This is a genomic window from Halomonas zincidurans B6, from assembly GCF_000731955.1.
GTDB lineage: Bacteria > Pseudomonadota > Gammaproteobacteria > Pseudomonadales > Halomonadaceae > Modicisalibacter > Modicisalibacter zincidurans.
Genome location: NZ_JNCK01000001.1, coordinates 20,575 through 34,232 on the forward strand (window position 1 = coordinate 20,575; position 13,658 = coordinate 34,232).

Below are 13,658 nucleotides of genomic sequence, written 5' to 3' on the forward strand. Positions count from 1 at the left end.
GGTTCGACTCTTGGTGCCAGCACCATTTAAAACGCAGTGAAATCAAGCGTTAAAGAATTGGTTACTGTTCACCCGCAAACCGTGGCCCAGATGACGTGTCGTCGAAAAGAGCCGCATCGGGATGCCTCGTTGGTATATGTGCATGGCGAGTTTGAAGATCACCGTTATTGCATACTCGGGCTGCTGTATTCGTACGCGCATGAACGGGCACAGGATAATGGCTTGATGCTGCGTCTAGCGGAACTGGCCAGAGAGTTTCGCGACAACAACTGAACTTCCTTCGTTCCCCAGCGCGACTGGCGGCACTGCAGCCAGCAAGGGCGCCGTCAGACGCCAAGACGGCATACTAATGCTCGCCAAGCCCGCTGGCGACGACATTCGGGTGATCGATCACCCGATACTCGTGGCCGAACGGTTCTATCACCCGCTATACGGGGATCGGGACGGTTGTTGACTCCCAAAAAGGGAGAATCTATATTCTCCCAAAAGGGGAAAATCTTGTGAGAGTCATCGCGAAACGCACGTTGCGGGAGTTCTGGGAGCAGGGCTATGCCGCCGCCGAGCGGCCGCTGACAGAGTGGTATCACATGATGGCGAAGGCTGACTGGCCGACGCCGCAGGCGTTGAAAGCGGAGATCGCCACGGCAAGCATCCTCAAGGGCGGTCGCGTGGTCTTCAACATCGGCGGCAACAAGTACCGGGTCATCGTGTCGATCCGCTACTCGCAGCAGATCGCATGGGTACGCTTCGTGGGAACACACAAGCAGTATGATCAGGTAGATGCGGAGACCATATAGATGAACATTCAGCCAATTCGCAGTGATGCCGATCTGGATCGCGCCTTCGCGCGGATACAAGCGCTGTGGGATGCCGAAGAAGGTAGCGCCGAGGCCGACGAGCTGGAAGTGCTGTCGATTCTCGTCGAGCGCTACGAGGATGAGCATTACCCCGTTGGGCCTTCCGATCCCATCGAGGCGATCCGGTTTCGCATGGAGCAGCAGGGGCTGACGCCGCGGGATCTGGAGCGCTTCATCGGTCCCAGTGGCCGTGTGTCGGAGGTGCTGAACCGTCGGCGTGGGCTGAGCCTGCGCATGGTGCGAAACCTGCACAAGGGGTTGCATATCCCCTATGAAACCCTGCTGGACGAGGAGCCGGCGTAAGAAGATCGAAGCAATGCCAGACGATGCCGGCAGTGACTGGATCGACCCTGACGACGCGCCGCAACTGACCGACGAGTTCTTCGAGAAAGCCGACAAGTACCGGGGCGGCACGCTGCGTGGTCGCCCTAAGGCCGATGTCTGGAAGTAGCCTGGTGCACAGAGCGGCTTGAATCATGGTTGCTGGCGACTACGCTAGCAGTGTGATCAGGGATCAGGACGATCCCGCAGTATGGAGCTGAGGCCAAGGAAGCTCATCGCGACAAGAATGGCGCGCCATCGTGAATGGTCCCAAAGTGTCCGATGATCGATATCGCTTCGCGCCCTGTATCCCCCACGGGGCTATTTTTTGCCTGGATGAAGGCATTTTGCGTTTTTATAACGTGGGTTAAATACGTGGCTCGCTCACTTTGAGATCGTGGGCGGCGTCGGGCAAGGAAGGCCCGTACCAAGGAGGGGGCGAGCGATGGATGGCTCACGCGCCAAGGATGTACGAGCAGGATGCTCGTTGTAGCGGTAAGGAAACGCAGCACTCGGAAAGCCCGGCCATTCGGCCGGGCTTTTCTATGGGCGAATGATAGCGACTTGAAATGTGGGCGACTCGTTGTCCTGTGGCGCGGGTGGCACTAAGCTTTTCCGATACTTGCCGCATGAGAGTGGGCAGGTCGACGGTGCAGTTGCGGTATTGGCCGGCCACTGGCTCGGTTGGCCGACTGTCACTTAGGAGCGCCTGGAGTGACACAGTAATTCACCTACACTTCCAGGAGCGCGGCCAGGAAGGCCGGCTCGTTACGGTTCGCAGCGATAGTGTGAGCGCTCACACAAGGATGTTTCCATGGATACGCAAGAGTGCTGTATCAAGAGGAGTCTCTGCCAACACATCGAACTTGGCGAGGAAGATCTGCTGCTGTTGGAAGAGCTCGAGCATGCGCCCAAAGAGTTCGAGCGACGTAGCCAGTTATGGAAGGCCGGTGACGTCCCCGAGATGTTGTATACCTTGCAGCGAGGCTGGGCTTACTCATTTCACTGCAGCAAGGGCGGTAGTCGTCAGGTTCTCGAGATATTTCTGCCCGGCGACTTGATCGGCATCCGTGAAGTGACGTTCAACACTCACTACACCGGGGTCGAAATGCTCACGGACGGAGTCGTCTGCCCGTTTCCCGTGCAAAGCTTGCGTAGGGCCTGCCAGCGTTCCAGCACGCTGGGACTGGCCATGCATGCCTCGGCATCTCATCAGCAGGCGGTCATCACTGAACGCCTGGTCAACGTATTGAGCCATGATGCCAAGTCGCGTATTGCGCACTTTGCGCTGGAAATCTATTACCGGCTGGAACGCATCCACGCGACTGACGGAGGCAGCTTCACGTTGCCCCTGACGCAGCGCCTGTTCAGCCTGATGCTGGGACTCACCGAGGTGCATGTCAGCCGCACGTTGACCGATCTGGCGGAGGAGGGGTTGATTCACAAGCGGCGCAACGCGATAAGGATTCTCGATTTCGAGCGGCTCTCTGTGTTGGCGGGGTTCGTTCCAGAGCACTGCAGCGAAGCGATCAATCCGCTGTTGCGCGGATAGGACTGCCTTGTCAGGCTTGTGATCTGCTCGATGGAGATTCGTCTCATGTCGAAGCATGAGCCGTTCATACTTCGAGACCTTGGGCATGCTAATGTAGCGCGCCGTCGGTTATTTGAGGCGAGACAAAGTTATGGCATCTTTTGCACGCGCGTTGCCGGGCAGCGCGCTTTCCACAGGGCCGCACAAGGAGACCGCAAGCGTGACGACAGAGCTTGAAACTGAGGAGGCGCGGCTCGCCCTCAACGATGCCGAGGCTTATCTCCGCCTGGCCAAGGCCATGAAGGAAGCGGGAATGTCGAGCGTCTCGGCCGACTATCTGCGCAACCTTGCCAGGCAGCTGCGCCGGGAAAACGAATAGCCTGCAAGCTGACCGGGAGCCGGGACAAGGCGCCTCCTTGGCCCGGCCTGCGGTTCGCGGGCTCAACCGCCATTGTAGCCATCGGGTTGCATCATGGCGTCTGAGCCACTCTCCTGGTCGAGACGCTCTTCGTCGGTATCGTGGTTCAACGAGGAGTCCTGATCCTTCTGCGCCTCCTGCGGCTTGACCTTGCCCTCGAGTCGCTTGCGCTGCTCATCGCCCCGGGCAGCTTGTTGCTGGGACTCGTCTGTGTCCTGAGTGGCTTCGTCGGTCGTCTGCGGGATGGGGTCTTCGGCGAAAGCGAGCGCTGGAAAGCCCAGGCCGACTACCAGGGCGACCAGAAAGGGGCGAATTCGCCGAACTGTCTTCACTGACATGATCTTGCTCCTTGGCATGTCGAGGATGGCACGCCTGAAGCTTTAGAGGCTGACGGCAGACTTGGCACGTGCCAGCTAACGGGCTTGCCTGGCATGTCGACTAATGAGTAGGATTTTGCCTGAGCCGGCGTAGCTCAGTTGGCAGAGCAACGCATTCGTAATGCGTAGGTCGGTGGTTCGAGTCCACTCGCCGGCACCAAAAAATATTCAAAATCAATTACTTGATAATTAAATGAGTGGCGGCTTCTTTCGCTCTAGTGTGCTGGCTAGGGTAGACTCGGCACTTTCTCATCGGATTTTGTGGAGTCGCCATGTCGTTCGTTCCTCGCTTCACCACTGGCCAGGCCTTCAGCCAGCCGCTGGGCAAGATCGTCTGCGTCGGCCGCAACTACGCCGAGCACGCCCGCGAGCTCGACAACCCGGTGCCCAGCGCGCCGCTTTTGTTCATCAAGCCGGCGAGCAGCGCCGTGGATATCGACGAGCCGCTGGAAGCGCAGTTCGCGCGCGGCGAGGTGCACTTCGAGGCCGAACTGGCGCTGCTGATCGGCACGCCGCTGACTCGCGCCACACCGCAGGCGGCACAGCGCGCCGTCGCCGGGCTGGGGCTGGCGCTGGATCTGACCCTGCGCGACGTGCAGGCACGGCTCAAGGACAAGGGCCATCCGTGGGAGGTCGCCAAGGCCTTCGACGGTGCCTGTCCGCTGACGTCGTTCGCCCCGCTAGAGGGCGAGCCCGACTGGCAGGCGCTGCATTTCACGCTGGATATCGACGACGAGCGCCGCCAGACCGGCGACAGCGCCGACATGTTGTTCGCGATTCCTGAACTGCTGGCCGAGATGAGCCGCCACTTCACGCTGATGCCCGGCGACGTGGTGCTGACCGGCACGCCGGCGGGCGTGGGCGCCTTGCCGCGCGGCGCCGAGATCAGCCTGGCGCTGGCCGCCGGGGCCAGCCACGGTGCGGTGGAGGCGATCACCCGCACCGCCGACTAGCATGGCACAAGACAAGGCTATTGCAGCTGGACCTGACGAGGGGCGCCGGGGATAAACCGAAGAGAAGGTTCGACGCCATGGATGGCGTCGGTAGCGTACATGGACGTATTTACAGCGCCTTCTCGCAGGCTTATCGATGGCTCAGCCCCGAGCGAAAACGCTAACTGCGATTGCCCTGAGGCAGAAGGACGCCGGGCGTTTTCCCGGTATTTTCAGCGCTTACTCGAGATAGGTATAGCCCTCGAGGCCGGCGGCCAGGTCGTCCATGAAGTGCGCCCGCTCGGTATCGTCGAGGGCGCTGGCCTGAAGCTGGGCATCGAGCCGCGCGCGCAGCACCTCGGCGTCGAAGTTGACGTAGCGCAGCACGTCGGCGACCCGGTCGCCATGCTGCAGGCTCGACAGTTGCCACTGGCCATCGGCGTCGAGCGCGGCGTCGACCGAGTCGGTGTCGCCGAACAGGTTGTGCAGGTCGCCGAGAATCTCCTGATAGGCGCCGACCAGGAACAGCCCCAGCAGCTTGTCGTCATGATCGTCCCACTCGGGCAGCGGCAGGGTGCTTTCCAGGCCCTGGCCGTCGACGTAGCTGTCGATGCGCCCGTCGGAGTCGCAGGTGATGTCCTGGATCACCCCGCGGCGAGTCGGCTCGCGATCCAGCCCGGTCAGCGGCAGCACCGGGAAGACCTGCTTGATGCCCCACACGTCGGGCAGCGACTGGAACAGCGAGAAGTTGACGAACAGCTTGTCGGCGAGCTTCTCGCCCAGTTCGTCGGCGATGTCGCGGTGGGCGCGGTTGCGGCTGTCCAGCCGCGAGCGCAGGCGCTGGCAGGCGGCTAAGTAAACCGCCTCGCCCTCGGCGCGGGCGTCGAGATCGGCCATGCCCATCACGAAGCGCTCCTGCAGTTCGGCGATCGCCTGGGTCAGGTCGTGGTACGCCTCGACCTGGCCGCGCGGCTCCTGCATGGTCGCGAGCCGGTCGTAGACGCGCCACAACTCGTCGACCTGCGGGTCGTCCTCGGCGCGCCGGCGCGACGGAGCGGTTTCGCCGATGCGCTCCTCGTCGATGACGTTGGTGATCAGCACCGCATGGTGCGCGGTCAGCGCCCGGCCGGATTCGGAAATCAGGTGTGGATGGGGGATGCCCTCGGCCTCGCAGGCTTGGCTGAAGGCCCACACCACGTTGCTGGCGTACTCGCGCATCGAATAGTTGATCGAGCAGAAACTGCGCGAGCGCGTTCCTTCGTAGTCCACGCCCAGGCCGCCGCCGACGTCGACGGTGTCCACCGGCGCGCCCATCTCGCGCAGGCTTCGGTAGAAACGCGCGCATTCGCGCAGGCCGCGCTGGATGTCGCGGATGTTGGCGATCTGCGAGCCGAGGTGGAAGTGCACCAGTTGCAGGCTGGAAAGCGCATCGGCCTCGCGCAGGCGCTCGACCACGCCGAGGATCTGCGTCGCGGTGAGGCCGAACTTGGACTTCTCGCCGCCGGAGTCCTGCCACTTGCCCTTGCCCACCGAGGCCAGCCGGGCGCGCAGCCCGATGCGCGGTGTCACGCCGATGCGCTTGGCCTCCTCGAGGATCAGGTTGAGCTCCGAGAACTTCTCCACCACCAGATAGACCCGGTGGCCGAGCTTCTCGCCCATCAGCGCCAGGCGCACGTACTCGCGATCCTTGTAGCCGTTGCAGACGATCAGCGACGCGCCGTCGGTGGACAGCGCCAGCACCGCCAGCAGTTCGGGCTTGCTGCCGGCCTCCAGCCCCACGCGACCATGGCCGCGCTCCTGGGTGGCGAGGATCTCCTCGACCACCCGGCGCTGCTGGTTGACCTTGATCGGGTAGACCGCGGTATAGCCGCCCTGGAAGGCTTCCTCGCGCATCGCCGTATCGAACGCCGCGCAGAGCTGTTCCACGCGGTCGTGGAGGATATCGGTGAAGCGCACCAGCACCGGCAGGCGCAGACCGGCTTCGCGCAGCTGATCGACCAATGCGTCGAGCGGCAGCGCCGGACCCTCGGTCTCGCTGCCCAGCGGCCGGACCACGGCATGGCCGTGGTCGTCGACGTCGAAATAGCCGCTTCCCCACTGATCGATGTTGTAGGTGCGGCGTGCCTGTGCGGCGGATGCGGTCATGTGCGGTCTCCCTGAAGGGCCTGAACGAGCCGCCGTGGATGGCGGCGTCTGAGGCGTGCGGCCCGGCGCTGGCGCATCATGCCGGCGCCGGGCGGGACTGTTAGTGTGATCAACAGGCGTCATTCGCTGCGGTGTCGAGCATGGCCGCATTCACGCCGGCAACGGCAAGGCGCCGGCGGCGATGCGGGCCTTGAGGATGCGGCGAAAGCGCTCCGGATCGTGGGGCGTCAGTTCGTGGGCCGGTGGGTCGACGTAGACTACCAGCAGCCGCGAGAGCCAGTAGCGCAGCGCAGTCATGCGCAGCATCATCGGCCACAATCTCCGTTCGGCGTCGCTCAGCGGCCGACGCTGGAGGTAGGCGCCGAGCAGCGCGTCGTGGCGGGCCGGCTCGAGATGGCCGTGCGCGTCGCTGGCCCAGTCGTTGACGACGATCGCCAGGTCGAACAACAGCTCGCCGCTGCAGCCATTGTAGAAATCGATGATCCCGCCAAGCCGGTCGCCGTCGAACAGCGTGTTGTCGCGGAACAGGTCGCCATGGATGGCGCCCGTGGGCAACCGATCGGGATCGTCGAAGGCGCTCTGATAGCTGTCGATCTCGTCGCCCATCAGCGCCTGGTCGGCGGGGGTGAGATACGCGTAGACCTGATGATGACTGGCCAGCAGCCAGTTCAGGTCGCGCGGGTTGGGGCGGTGGCCGTCGAAGTGCTGGCCGACCTTGTGCATGCGCCCCAGGGTATCGCCGAGCGCGCGACACTGGGCGAGGTTGGGCGATTCGGGATGCTTGCCGGGCAGCCGCGGAAACAGCAGCGCCGGCTTGCCGGCGAGGCTCTGCAGCGCCACCCCCCGGCGATCGTGGAGCGGCCCGGGGACCGGCAGACGATATTCGTCGAGATAATCGAGCAGGTCGACGAAGAACGGCAGTTCATCGTGCTCGCCCTGCTCGAACAGCGTCAGCACCAACTCGCGGCGGTCGGTAGTGACGAAGAACGTGGAATTCTCGGTACCGCTGGCGACGCCTTCGCAGGCGATGAGCCGGCCGGCGTCGAAGCGCTCGAGAAAGCTCGCGACCTGGGCGTCGTCGAGCGGTGTGAATACGGCCATGGTGTTCTCGCCCTGGTATCCAAGCGGGCCATTGTAGCGAGTCGACGGCCGACCTTGCAGTGCCTGCAAGAGTAATCATCGGATGCCGGCCGGTAGTGTTGGTGCCGGCCCGTCAAGCGGCTTACCAGGAGATCAGCACCCACTGCGGCGGCACCACCCGCTCGTTGTCGCTGCGCCGGAAATCGCCGTCGCCGTTATCGTCGACCAGGTAGTACGACGGCCCGGCCTTGGGCTGGACCTCGATGGCGTAGAGCTGGCCGTTGACGCGGTACTCGCGAATCGTACGGTCCTCCTCCTGGCGCACGGTGATATCCGGCGATACCGATTCGTCCGCGTCCTGCTGGGCCAGCGCCGCCGGCACCAGGCCGGCCGAAAGGCCGAGCGCGAGTAGCGTGGCGGTAATCAGCGGGGGGAGTTTCATGGCAACCTCCAAGCTTGGAAAAAGCGTATAAACGATACCCGCAGTGTATGTGTAACGGCGGCTAGCGTGCACTTACTTTAGATAACCCGCACGCGCGGGCGCTCCGTCCGCGTCTGGCACCGATACCGGCGATTGCCTGACGTCCCGGGGCGGCTTGCGTATCATGGGCGCATCGATCGCTTTTCGCTGAGGTGCCCCACCCATGGCCGACACGCCGCCCATCGTTCTCGTCGACGGCTCCTCCTACCTGTACCGCGCCTTCCATGCGCTGCCGCCGTTGACCACTTCCACCGGCCAGCCGACCGGCGCGGTCAAGGGCGTGATCAGCATGATCAAGAGCCTGATCCGGCAATACCCCGACAGCCCCATGGCGGTGGTCTTCGACGCCAAGGGCAAGACCTTTCGCGACGAGCTGTTCGAGCAGTACAAGGCCCAGCGTCCGCCGATGCCCGACGATCTGAGGAGCCAGGTCGAGCCGTTGCACGCCTGCATCCGCGCCCTCGGCCTGCCGCTTGTGTGCATCGAGGGGGTCGAGGCCGACGACGTGATCGGCACCCTGGCGCGCCACGCCACCGAGGCCGGTCGCGATGCAGTGATCTCCACCGGCGACAAGGACATGGCGCAGTTGGTCAATGCGCACATCACGCTGGTCAACACCATGAAGAGCGAGACGCTGGACGTCGCCGGCGTCGAGGCCAAGTTCGGCCTGCCGCCGGCGCGGATCATCGACTTCCTGGCGCTGATGGGCGACAAGGTCGACAACATCCCCGGCGTGCCGGGGGTCGGCGAGAAGACCGCGCTGGGCCTTTTGCAGGGTATCGAAGGCGGCCTCGACGGCGTCTACGCCAACCTCGAGGAGGTCAAGACGCTGAGCGTTCGCGGCGCCAAGACGCTGGACAAGAAGCTCGAGGCCAGCCGCGAACAGGCGTTTTTGTCCTACCAGCTGGCGACCATCAAGACCGACTGCGCGTTGCCGGTGGGCCTCGACGATCTGGACATCGCCCACCCCGATCGCGAGGCGCTGACCCGGCTGTATCGCGAATTGGAATTCAAGGCCTGGCTCGGCGAATTGCTGGCCGGTCGCGACGAGGGCGTCGACGACGTTGCGGGCGGCGCTGCGTCGGACGGCGAACTCGACGAAGACGTGACCCTGGCCAAGCCGGCCCGCGAGGATCATACGCTGTTCGAGCAGGCCGACCTGGACGTCTGGCTCAAGCGTCTCGCCGCCGCCGAGGCGTTCTGCTTCGATCTCGAGACCGACAGTCTCAACTACATGGACGCCGGGATCGTCGGCATCGGCCTGGCGCTCGAGCCCGGCGAGGCGGCTTATATCCCGGTCGGCCACGACTACATCGATGCCCCCGCGCAGCTCGATCGCGACATCGTGCTCGCCGCGCTCAAGCCGCTGCTCGAGGACCCCGCCAAGGGCAAGATCGGCCAGAACCTCAAGTACGACATCTCGGTGCTGGCGCGCTACGGCATTCGCGTGGCCGGCACGCTGACCGACACCATGCTCGAATCCTACGTGCTCAACTCCACCGCCACGCGCCACGACATGGACTCGCTGGCGCTCAAGTACCTCGGCGAGAAGACCGTCAGCTTCGAGGAGGTCGCCGGCAAGGGCGTCAAGCAGCTGACCTTCAACCAGGTCGCCCTGGAGCAGGCGGTGCCCTACGCCTGCGAGGACGTCGACGTCACCCTGCGGCTACACCATGAACTGCGCCCGCGTGTCGAGGCCCAGGGCCGCCTCGCCGAAGTGCTCGACGGCCTCGAGCGGCCGATGATTGCGGTGCTCTCACGCATGGAGCGCACCGGCGTGGCGCTCGACGTGACGCTGCTGCATGCCCAGAGCCAGACGCTCGAGACGCGCATCCGCGAGATCGAGAAGGACGCCTTCGAGATCGCCGGGCGCGAATTCAACCTCGGCTCGCCCAAGCAGCTCTGCGACATTCTGTTCGACGAGCAGAAGATCCCGGTGCGCAAGAAGACCCCCAAGGGCGCGCCGTCCACCGCCGAGTCGGTACTCGAGGAGCTGGCGCTGGATTACCCGCTGCCCAAGGTGATCATGGCCCACCGCGGGTTGACCAAGCTCAAGTCGACCTACACCGACAAGCTGCCGCAACTGATCAACAAGACCACCGGGCGCATCCACACCAGCTATCACCAGGCGGTGACCGCCACCGGGCGGCTGTCCTCAAGCGATCCCAATCTGCAGAACATCCCCATCCGTACCGAGGAGGGGCGCAAGATCCGCCAGGCGTTCGTCGCCCGGCCGGGCTATCGCATCGTCGCCGCCGACTACTCGCAGATCGAGCTGCGCATCATGGCGCACCTCTCCGAGGATGAGGGCCTGCTCGAGGCCTTCGCCCAAGAGCGCGACATTCATACCGCCACCGCCGCCGAGGTGTTCGGCGTGGCGCTGGACAAGGTCAGCGGCGAGCAGCGACGCAGCGCCAAGGCGATCAACTTCGGGCTGATCTACGGGATGAGCGCCTGGGGGCTGTCCAGGCAGCTGCACATCGAGGCCAGGCAGGCCAAGGTGTATATCGAGCGTTACTTCGAGCGTTATCCCGGTGTCGCGCGCTTCATGGACACCATCCGCGCCCAGGCCGCCGACGACGGCTTCGTCGAGACGGTGTTCGGCCGCCGGCTCTACCTGCCCGAGATCAACTCGCGCCAGCATGCCCGTCGCCAGGCCGCCGAGCGCACCGCCATCAATGCGCCGATGCAGGGCACCGCCGCCGACATCATCAAGTGCGCGATGATTGACGTCGACGGCTGGCTGTCGCCGGTCGGCGGCGACAGCGCTTTCGATGCCTGGATGGTCATGCAGGTCCACGACGAGCTGGTATTCGAGGTCAAGGAATCGCAGGTCGACGACTTCATCGGCATCGTCAAGCAGCGCATGCAAAATGCCGCCGAGCTCAAAGTGCCGCTGATCGTCGAGGCCGAATCCGGCGCCAACTGGGACGAGGCGCACTGAGATATCGTAAGAAAGGCCAGGACTTCGCGTGGCAATAGGCGACCGATGATGAAGGGCAGTAGCCCCAGGGAGACAGCTAATGCAGGAAGTCGAGATTCTCGCTTTCGATGTGTTCGGTACCGTCGTCGACTGGCATGGCTCGATCGCTCGCGAAGTCGAGGCGCTAAACCTGGGCGTCGATGGCGGCGAGTTCGCATTGGCGTGGCGCGCCGGCTATCGGCCGGCGATGCAGCGGGTGATGTCTGGGGAACTGGGCTGGACGCTGATCGACGACCTGCATCGGGGCATCCTCGACGATGTGCTGGCGCAGTTCGGCATCACCTCGCTGACGGAGTCTCAGAAGCGCAACCTCAACCGCGTATGGCATCGCCTGGAGCCGTGGCCGGACGCCGTCGAGGGGCTGTCGCGGCTCAAGCAGCGCTTCATGATTTGCACGCTGTCCAATGGCAATCTGGGGCTGCTCGCCAACATGGCCAAGCGCGTCGGGCTGGCGTGGGACTGCCTGCTCTCGGCGGAAGTGTTTCGCCAGTACAAGCCGCATCCCGATACCTATCTGGGTGTGGCGCAGGTCTTCGATGTGCCGGCCGAGGCGGTGATGATGGTTGCGGCGCACCAGGACGATCTCGACAGCGCACGTTCTTATGGTCTCAAGACGGCGTACATCGAGCGTCCGAATGAGTTCGGTGCTGCCAATCCCAAGGACATTGCCGGATCGCCGGCCAACGACCGGCATGCCGGGTCGATCATCGCGTTGGCCGAGCAACTCGGCTGCTGAAGTGCGCCGCACTGGTGTGCAGGCCAGGCAGTGTAGTGGCGCTGTGAGTACCAGACCCTTAGCCTGTTACACGATGATCTCTGGAAATAAAGGACAACGGTATGAGCTACACTCCCTCGGATTCCCGTTACGAACATATGATCTACAACCGCTGTGGACGCAGTGGCCTGAAGCTGCCCGCGCTGTCGCTGGGGCTGTGGCACAACTTTGGCGACAACGCCCACAGCGACAACGCCCGGGAGATCTGCCGCACCGCGTTCGATCATGGCATTACCCACTTCGACCTGGCCAACAACTACGGCCCGCCGCCGGGCAGCGCCGAGGAGCTGTTCGGGCGCATCCTCAAGACGGATTTCGCCGGCCATCGTGACGAGTTGCTGATCTCCACCAAGGCGGGCTACACCATGTGGCCGGGGCCCTACGGCGACTGGGGCAGCCGCAAGTACCTGACGGCGAGCCTCGACCAGAGCCTCGAGCGCCTGGGCGTCGATTACGTCGACATCTTCTACTCGCACCGCTTCGATCCCGAGACGCCGCTCGAGGAAACCATGGGCGCGTTGGACAGCGCGGTGCGCCAGGGCAAGGCGCTTTACGTGGGCATCTCCTCCTACAACGCCCAGCGCACCCGCGAGGCGGTGGCGATCCTGCGCGAGCTCGGCACGCCGTGCCTGATTCATCAGCCGAGCTACTCGATGATCAATCGCTGGATCGAGGACGACGGCCTGCTCGACACCCTCGATGAGCTGGCTATGGGCGCGATCGCCTTCTCGCCGCTGGCCCAGGGCATATTGACCGGCAAGTACCTGGGCGGCGTGCCGGACGACAGCCGGCTGGCTCAGGGTGGCGCGCTGCGCGAAGCGCACCTGTCGGCGGACAACCTCGAGCGGGTGCGTGCGCTGAATGCGATCGCCGAGCGGCGTGGCCAGAATCTGGCGCAGATGGCGCTGGCCTGGGTGCTGCGCAAGCCCCAGGTCACCTCGGCGCTGATCGGCGCGAGTCGCCCGCAGCAGGTCGTCGATTGCGTGGGGACGCTCGCGCGTCTCGATTTCAGCGACGACGAGCTGGCCGAGATCGATCGTTACGCCGTGGAAGGTGGCGTCAACCTGTGGGCGGCCTCGGCGGAGCGCTAGACCTGCAGGGCTTGGCCCGGGCCGACAGGCTCCTGGGCTGGAAGTGGAGCGCGGCCACCAGGCTGACAAGACGATCGCATGCCTGGAATGCACATCAAGGAGGGACCCATGGCTAACCAGACGCAGGCACCGGGACAGCCAGCCCCGGCGCCGGATAGCGGGCCGGACGAGGAGACGATCCGCCTGGCCACGCAGATCTTCAATGCCGCACGGGAAGGCGAGACCGAGAACTTCCGTCACTGGCTCGGGCAGGGCCTGCCGCCCAACATGCGCAACCAGAAGGGCGACAGCCTGTTGATGCTGGCCAGCTACCATGGCCACGTCGAGACCACCCGCGTGCTGCTCGAGCATGGCGCCGACCCGGAACTGCGCAACGACAACGGTCAGAATCCACTGGCGGGCGCTGCGTTCAAGGGCAACCTGGCGATGGTCCGGTTGCTGCTGGAAAACGGCGCCGCGGTCGACGGCTCGTCACCCGACGGCAAGACCGCGTTGATGTTCGCGGCGATGTTCGACCATGCCGAGATCGTCGCTTGCCTGCTGGCCAAGGGCGCCGACCGACATGCCCGCGAGAGCAAGGGCATGACCGCCCACGACCTGGCCACGGCGATGGGCGCCAAGGCCACGCCGGCGCAATTGGCCCGGCCGGCTGACACCGGTGGGTAGC

General features: G+C 64.2%; 15 protein-coding genes and 1 tRNA gene. 12 read left to right on the forward strand and 4 right to left on the reverse strand.

Translation table 11 applies throughout. From position 1 onward, the window contains the following. The first annotated feature begins 36 nt into the window (after positions 1 to 36). From HALZIN_RS18625 to HALZIN_RS18020, 6 genes are all read left to right on the forward strand, one after another. Complete coding sequence (locus HALZIN_RS18625) at positions 37 to 273, forward strand: type II toxin-antitoxin system YafO family toxin (RefSeq protein WP_150113063.1); 237 nt, start codon at positions 37 to 39, stop codon at positions 271 to 273. A 227-nt stretch (positions 274 to 500) separates the two neighbouring features. Beyond that, a complete protein-coding gene (locus HALZIN_RS0100150) occupies positions 501 to 797 on the forward strand; it encodes a type II toxin-antitoxin system HigB family toxin (RefSeq protein WP_031382244.1) in 297 nt (98 codons plus the stop codon). Beyond that, entirely contained in the window at positions 798 to 1,160 is a 363-nt protein-coding gene (locus HALZIN_RS0100155) for a helix-turn-helix domain-containing protein (RefSeq protein ID WP_031382245.1), read from the forward strand. Positions 1,161 to 1,173: 13 nt separating this feature from the next. After that, a complete protein-coding gene (locus tag HALZIN_RS18515; protein WP_268871164.1) occupies positions 1,174 to 1,308 on the forward strand; it encodes a hypothetical protein in 135 nt (44 codons plus the stop codon). Between the two features lie 684 nt (positions 1,309 to 1,992). Further along, positions 1,993 to 2,730, forward strand: a complete 738-nt coding sequence (locus HALZIN_RS0100165; RefSeq protein ID WP_035575030.1) for a Crp/Fnr family transcriptional regulator — start codon at positions 1,993 to 1,995, stop codon at positions 2,728 to 2,730. Positions 2,731 to 2,929: 199 nt separating this feature from the next. After that, positions 2,930 to 3,088: a hypothetical protein gene (locus HALZIN_RS18020; protein WP_160171077.1), complete on the forward strand. Its 159-nt coding sequence runs from the start codon at positions 2,930 to 2,932 to the stop codon at positions 3,086 to 3,088. A gap of 62 nt (positions 3,089 to 3,150) precedes the next feature. Here the strand turns inward: HALZIN_RS18020 and HALZIN_RS0100175 are convergent, their stop codons facing one another. Continuing rightward, positions 3,151 to 3,465, reverse strand: a complete 315-nt coding sequence (locus tag HALZIN_RS0100175; RefSeq protein WP_031382247.1) for a hypothetical protein — start codon at positions 3,463 to 3,465, stop codon at positions 3,151 to 3,153. Positions 3,466 to 3,588: 123 nt separating this feature from the next. Between HALZIN_RS0100175 and HALZIN_RS0100180 the strand changes: the two genes are divergently transcribed. Beyond that, positions 3,589 to 3,664, forward strand: a tRNA-Thr gene (locus HALZIN_RS0100180). Between the two features lie 112 nt (positions 3,665 to 3,776). After that, positions 3,777 to 4,457, forward strand: coding sequence for a fumarylacetoacetate hydrolase family protein (locus HALZIN_RS0100185; protein WP_031382248.1), 681 nt, complete (start codon positions 3,777 to 3,779; stop codon positions 4,455 to 4,457). A gap of 219 nt (positions 4,458 to 4,676) precedes the next feature. Here HALZIN_RS0100185 and speA read toward each other — a convergent pair whose 3' ends face one another. From speA to HALZIN_RS0100200, 3 genes are all read right to left on the reverse strand, one after another. Continuing rightward, the gene (speA, locus tag HALZIN_RS0100190) at positions 4,677 to 6,581 is read right to left on the reverse strand and encodes a biosynthetic arginine decarboxylase (protein WP_031382249.1); all 1,905 of its coding nucleotides are present in this window, start codon (positions 6,579 to 6,581) and stop codon (positions 4,677 to 4,679) included. A 150-nt stretch (positions 6,582 to 6,731) separates the two neighbouring features. Further along, positions 6,732 to 7,682, reverse strand: coding sequence for a homoserine kinase (locus HALZIN_RS0100195; RefSeq protein WP_031382250.1), 951 nt, complete (start codon positions 7,680 to 7,682; stop codon positions 6,732 to 6,734). Between the two features lie 121 nt (positions 7,683 to 7,803). After that, positions 7,804 to 8,103 carry a DUF2782 domain-containing protein gene (locus HALZIN_RS0100200; RefSeq protein ID WP_031382251.1) on the reverse strand — a complete coding sequence of 100 codons (300 nt, stop codon included), beginning with the start codon at positions 8,101 to 8,103 and terminating at the stop codon, positions 7,804 to 7,806. A gap of 202 nt (positions 8,104 to 8,305) precedes the next feature. Between HALZIN_RS0100200 and polA the strand changes: the two genes are divergently transcribed. From polA to HALZIN_RS0100220, 4 genes are all read left to right on the forward strand, one after another. Continuing rightward, on the forward strand, positions 8,306 to 11,086 hold the full coding sequence (polA, locus tag HALZIN_RS0100205; protein ID WP_031382252.1) for a DNA polymerase I: 2,781 nt from the start codon (positions 8,306 to 8,308) through the stop codon (positions 11,084 to 11,086). A 79-nt stretch (positions 11,087 to 11,165) separates the two neighbouring features. After that, complete coding sequence (locus tag HALZIN_RS0100210) at positions 11,166 to 11,861, forward strand: haloacid dehalogenase type II (RefSeq protein WP_031382253.1); 696 nt, start codon at positions 11,166 to 11,168, stop codon at positions 11,859 to 11,861. Between the two features lie 101 nt (positions 11,862 to 11,962). Continuing rightward, positions 11,963 to 12,991 (forward strand): L-glyceraldehyde 3-phosphate reductase, encoded by a 1,029-nt coding sequence (mgrA, locus tag HALZIN_RS0100215; RefSeq protein WP_031382254.1) that lies wholly within the window; start codon positions 11,963 to 11,965, stop codon positions 12,989 to 12,991. A 108-nt stretch (positions 12,992 to 13,099) separates the two neighbouring features. Continuing rightward, on the forward strand, positions 13,100 to 13,657 hold the full coding sequence (locus tag HALZIN_RS0100220) for an ankyrin repeat domain-containing protein (protein WP_031382255.1): 558 nt from the start codon (positions 13,100 to 13,102) through the stop codon (positions 13,655 to 13,657). The last annotated feature ends 1 nt before the right edge of the window (position 13,658 follow it).

Coding starts and splice junctions, on each gene's coding strand:
- HALZIN_RS0100155 (WP_031382245.1), top strand. CDS start 798: ATGAACATTCAGCCAATTCGCAGTGATGCCGATCTGGATCGCGCCTTC.
- HALZIN_RS18515 (WP_268871164.1), top strand. CDS start 1,174: ATGCCAGACGATGCCGGCAGTGACTGGATCGACCCTGACGACGCGCCG.
- HALZIN_RS0100165 (WP_035575030.1), top strand. CDS start 1,993: ATGGATACGCAAGAGTGCTGTATCAAGAGGAGTCTCTGCCAACACATC.
- HALZIN_RS0100175 (WP_031382247.1), bottom strand. CDS start 3,465: ATGTCAGTGAAGACAGTTCGGCGAATTCGCCCCTTTCTGGTCGCCCTG.
- HALZIN_RS0100185 (WP_031382248.1), top strand. CDS start 3,777: ATGTCGTTCGTTCCTCGCTTCACCACTGGCCAGGCCTTCAGCCAGCCG.
- speA (WP_031382249.1), bottom strand. CDS start 6,581: ATGACCGCATCCGCCGCACAGGCACGCCGCACCTACAACATCGATCAG.
- HALZIN_RS0100195 (WP_031382250.1), bottom strand. CDS start 7,682: ATGGCCGTATTCACACCGCTCGACGACGCCCAGGTCGCGAGCTTTCTC.
- HALZIN_RS0100200 (WP_031382251.1), bottom strand. CDS start 8,103: ATGAAACTCCCCCCGCTGATTACCGCCACGCTACTCGCGCTCGGCCTT.
- polA (WP_031382252.1), top strand. CDS start 8,306: ATGGCCGACACGCCGCCCATCGTTCTCGTCGACGGCTCCTCCTACCTG.
- HALZIN_RS0100210 (WP_031382253.1), top strand. CDS start 11,166: ATGCAGGAAGTCGAGATTCTCGCTTTCGATGTGTTCGGTACCGTCGTC.
- mgrA (WP_031382254.1), top strand. CDS start 11,963: ATGAGCTACACTCCCTCGGATTCCCGTTACGAACATATGATCTACAAC.
- HALZIN_RS0100220 (WP_031382255.1), top strand. CDS start 13,100: ATGGCTAACCAGACGCAGGCACCGGGACAGCCAGCCCCGGCGCCGGAT.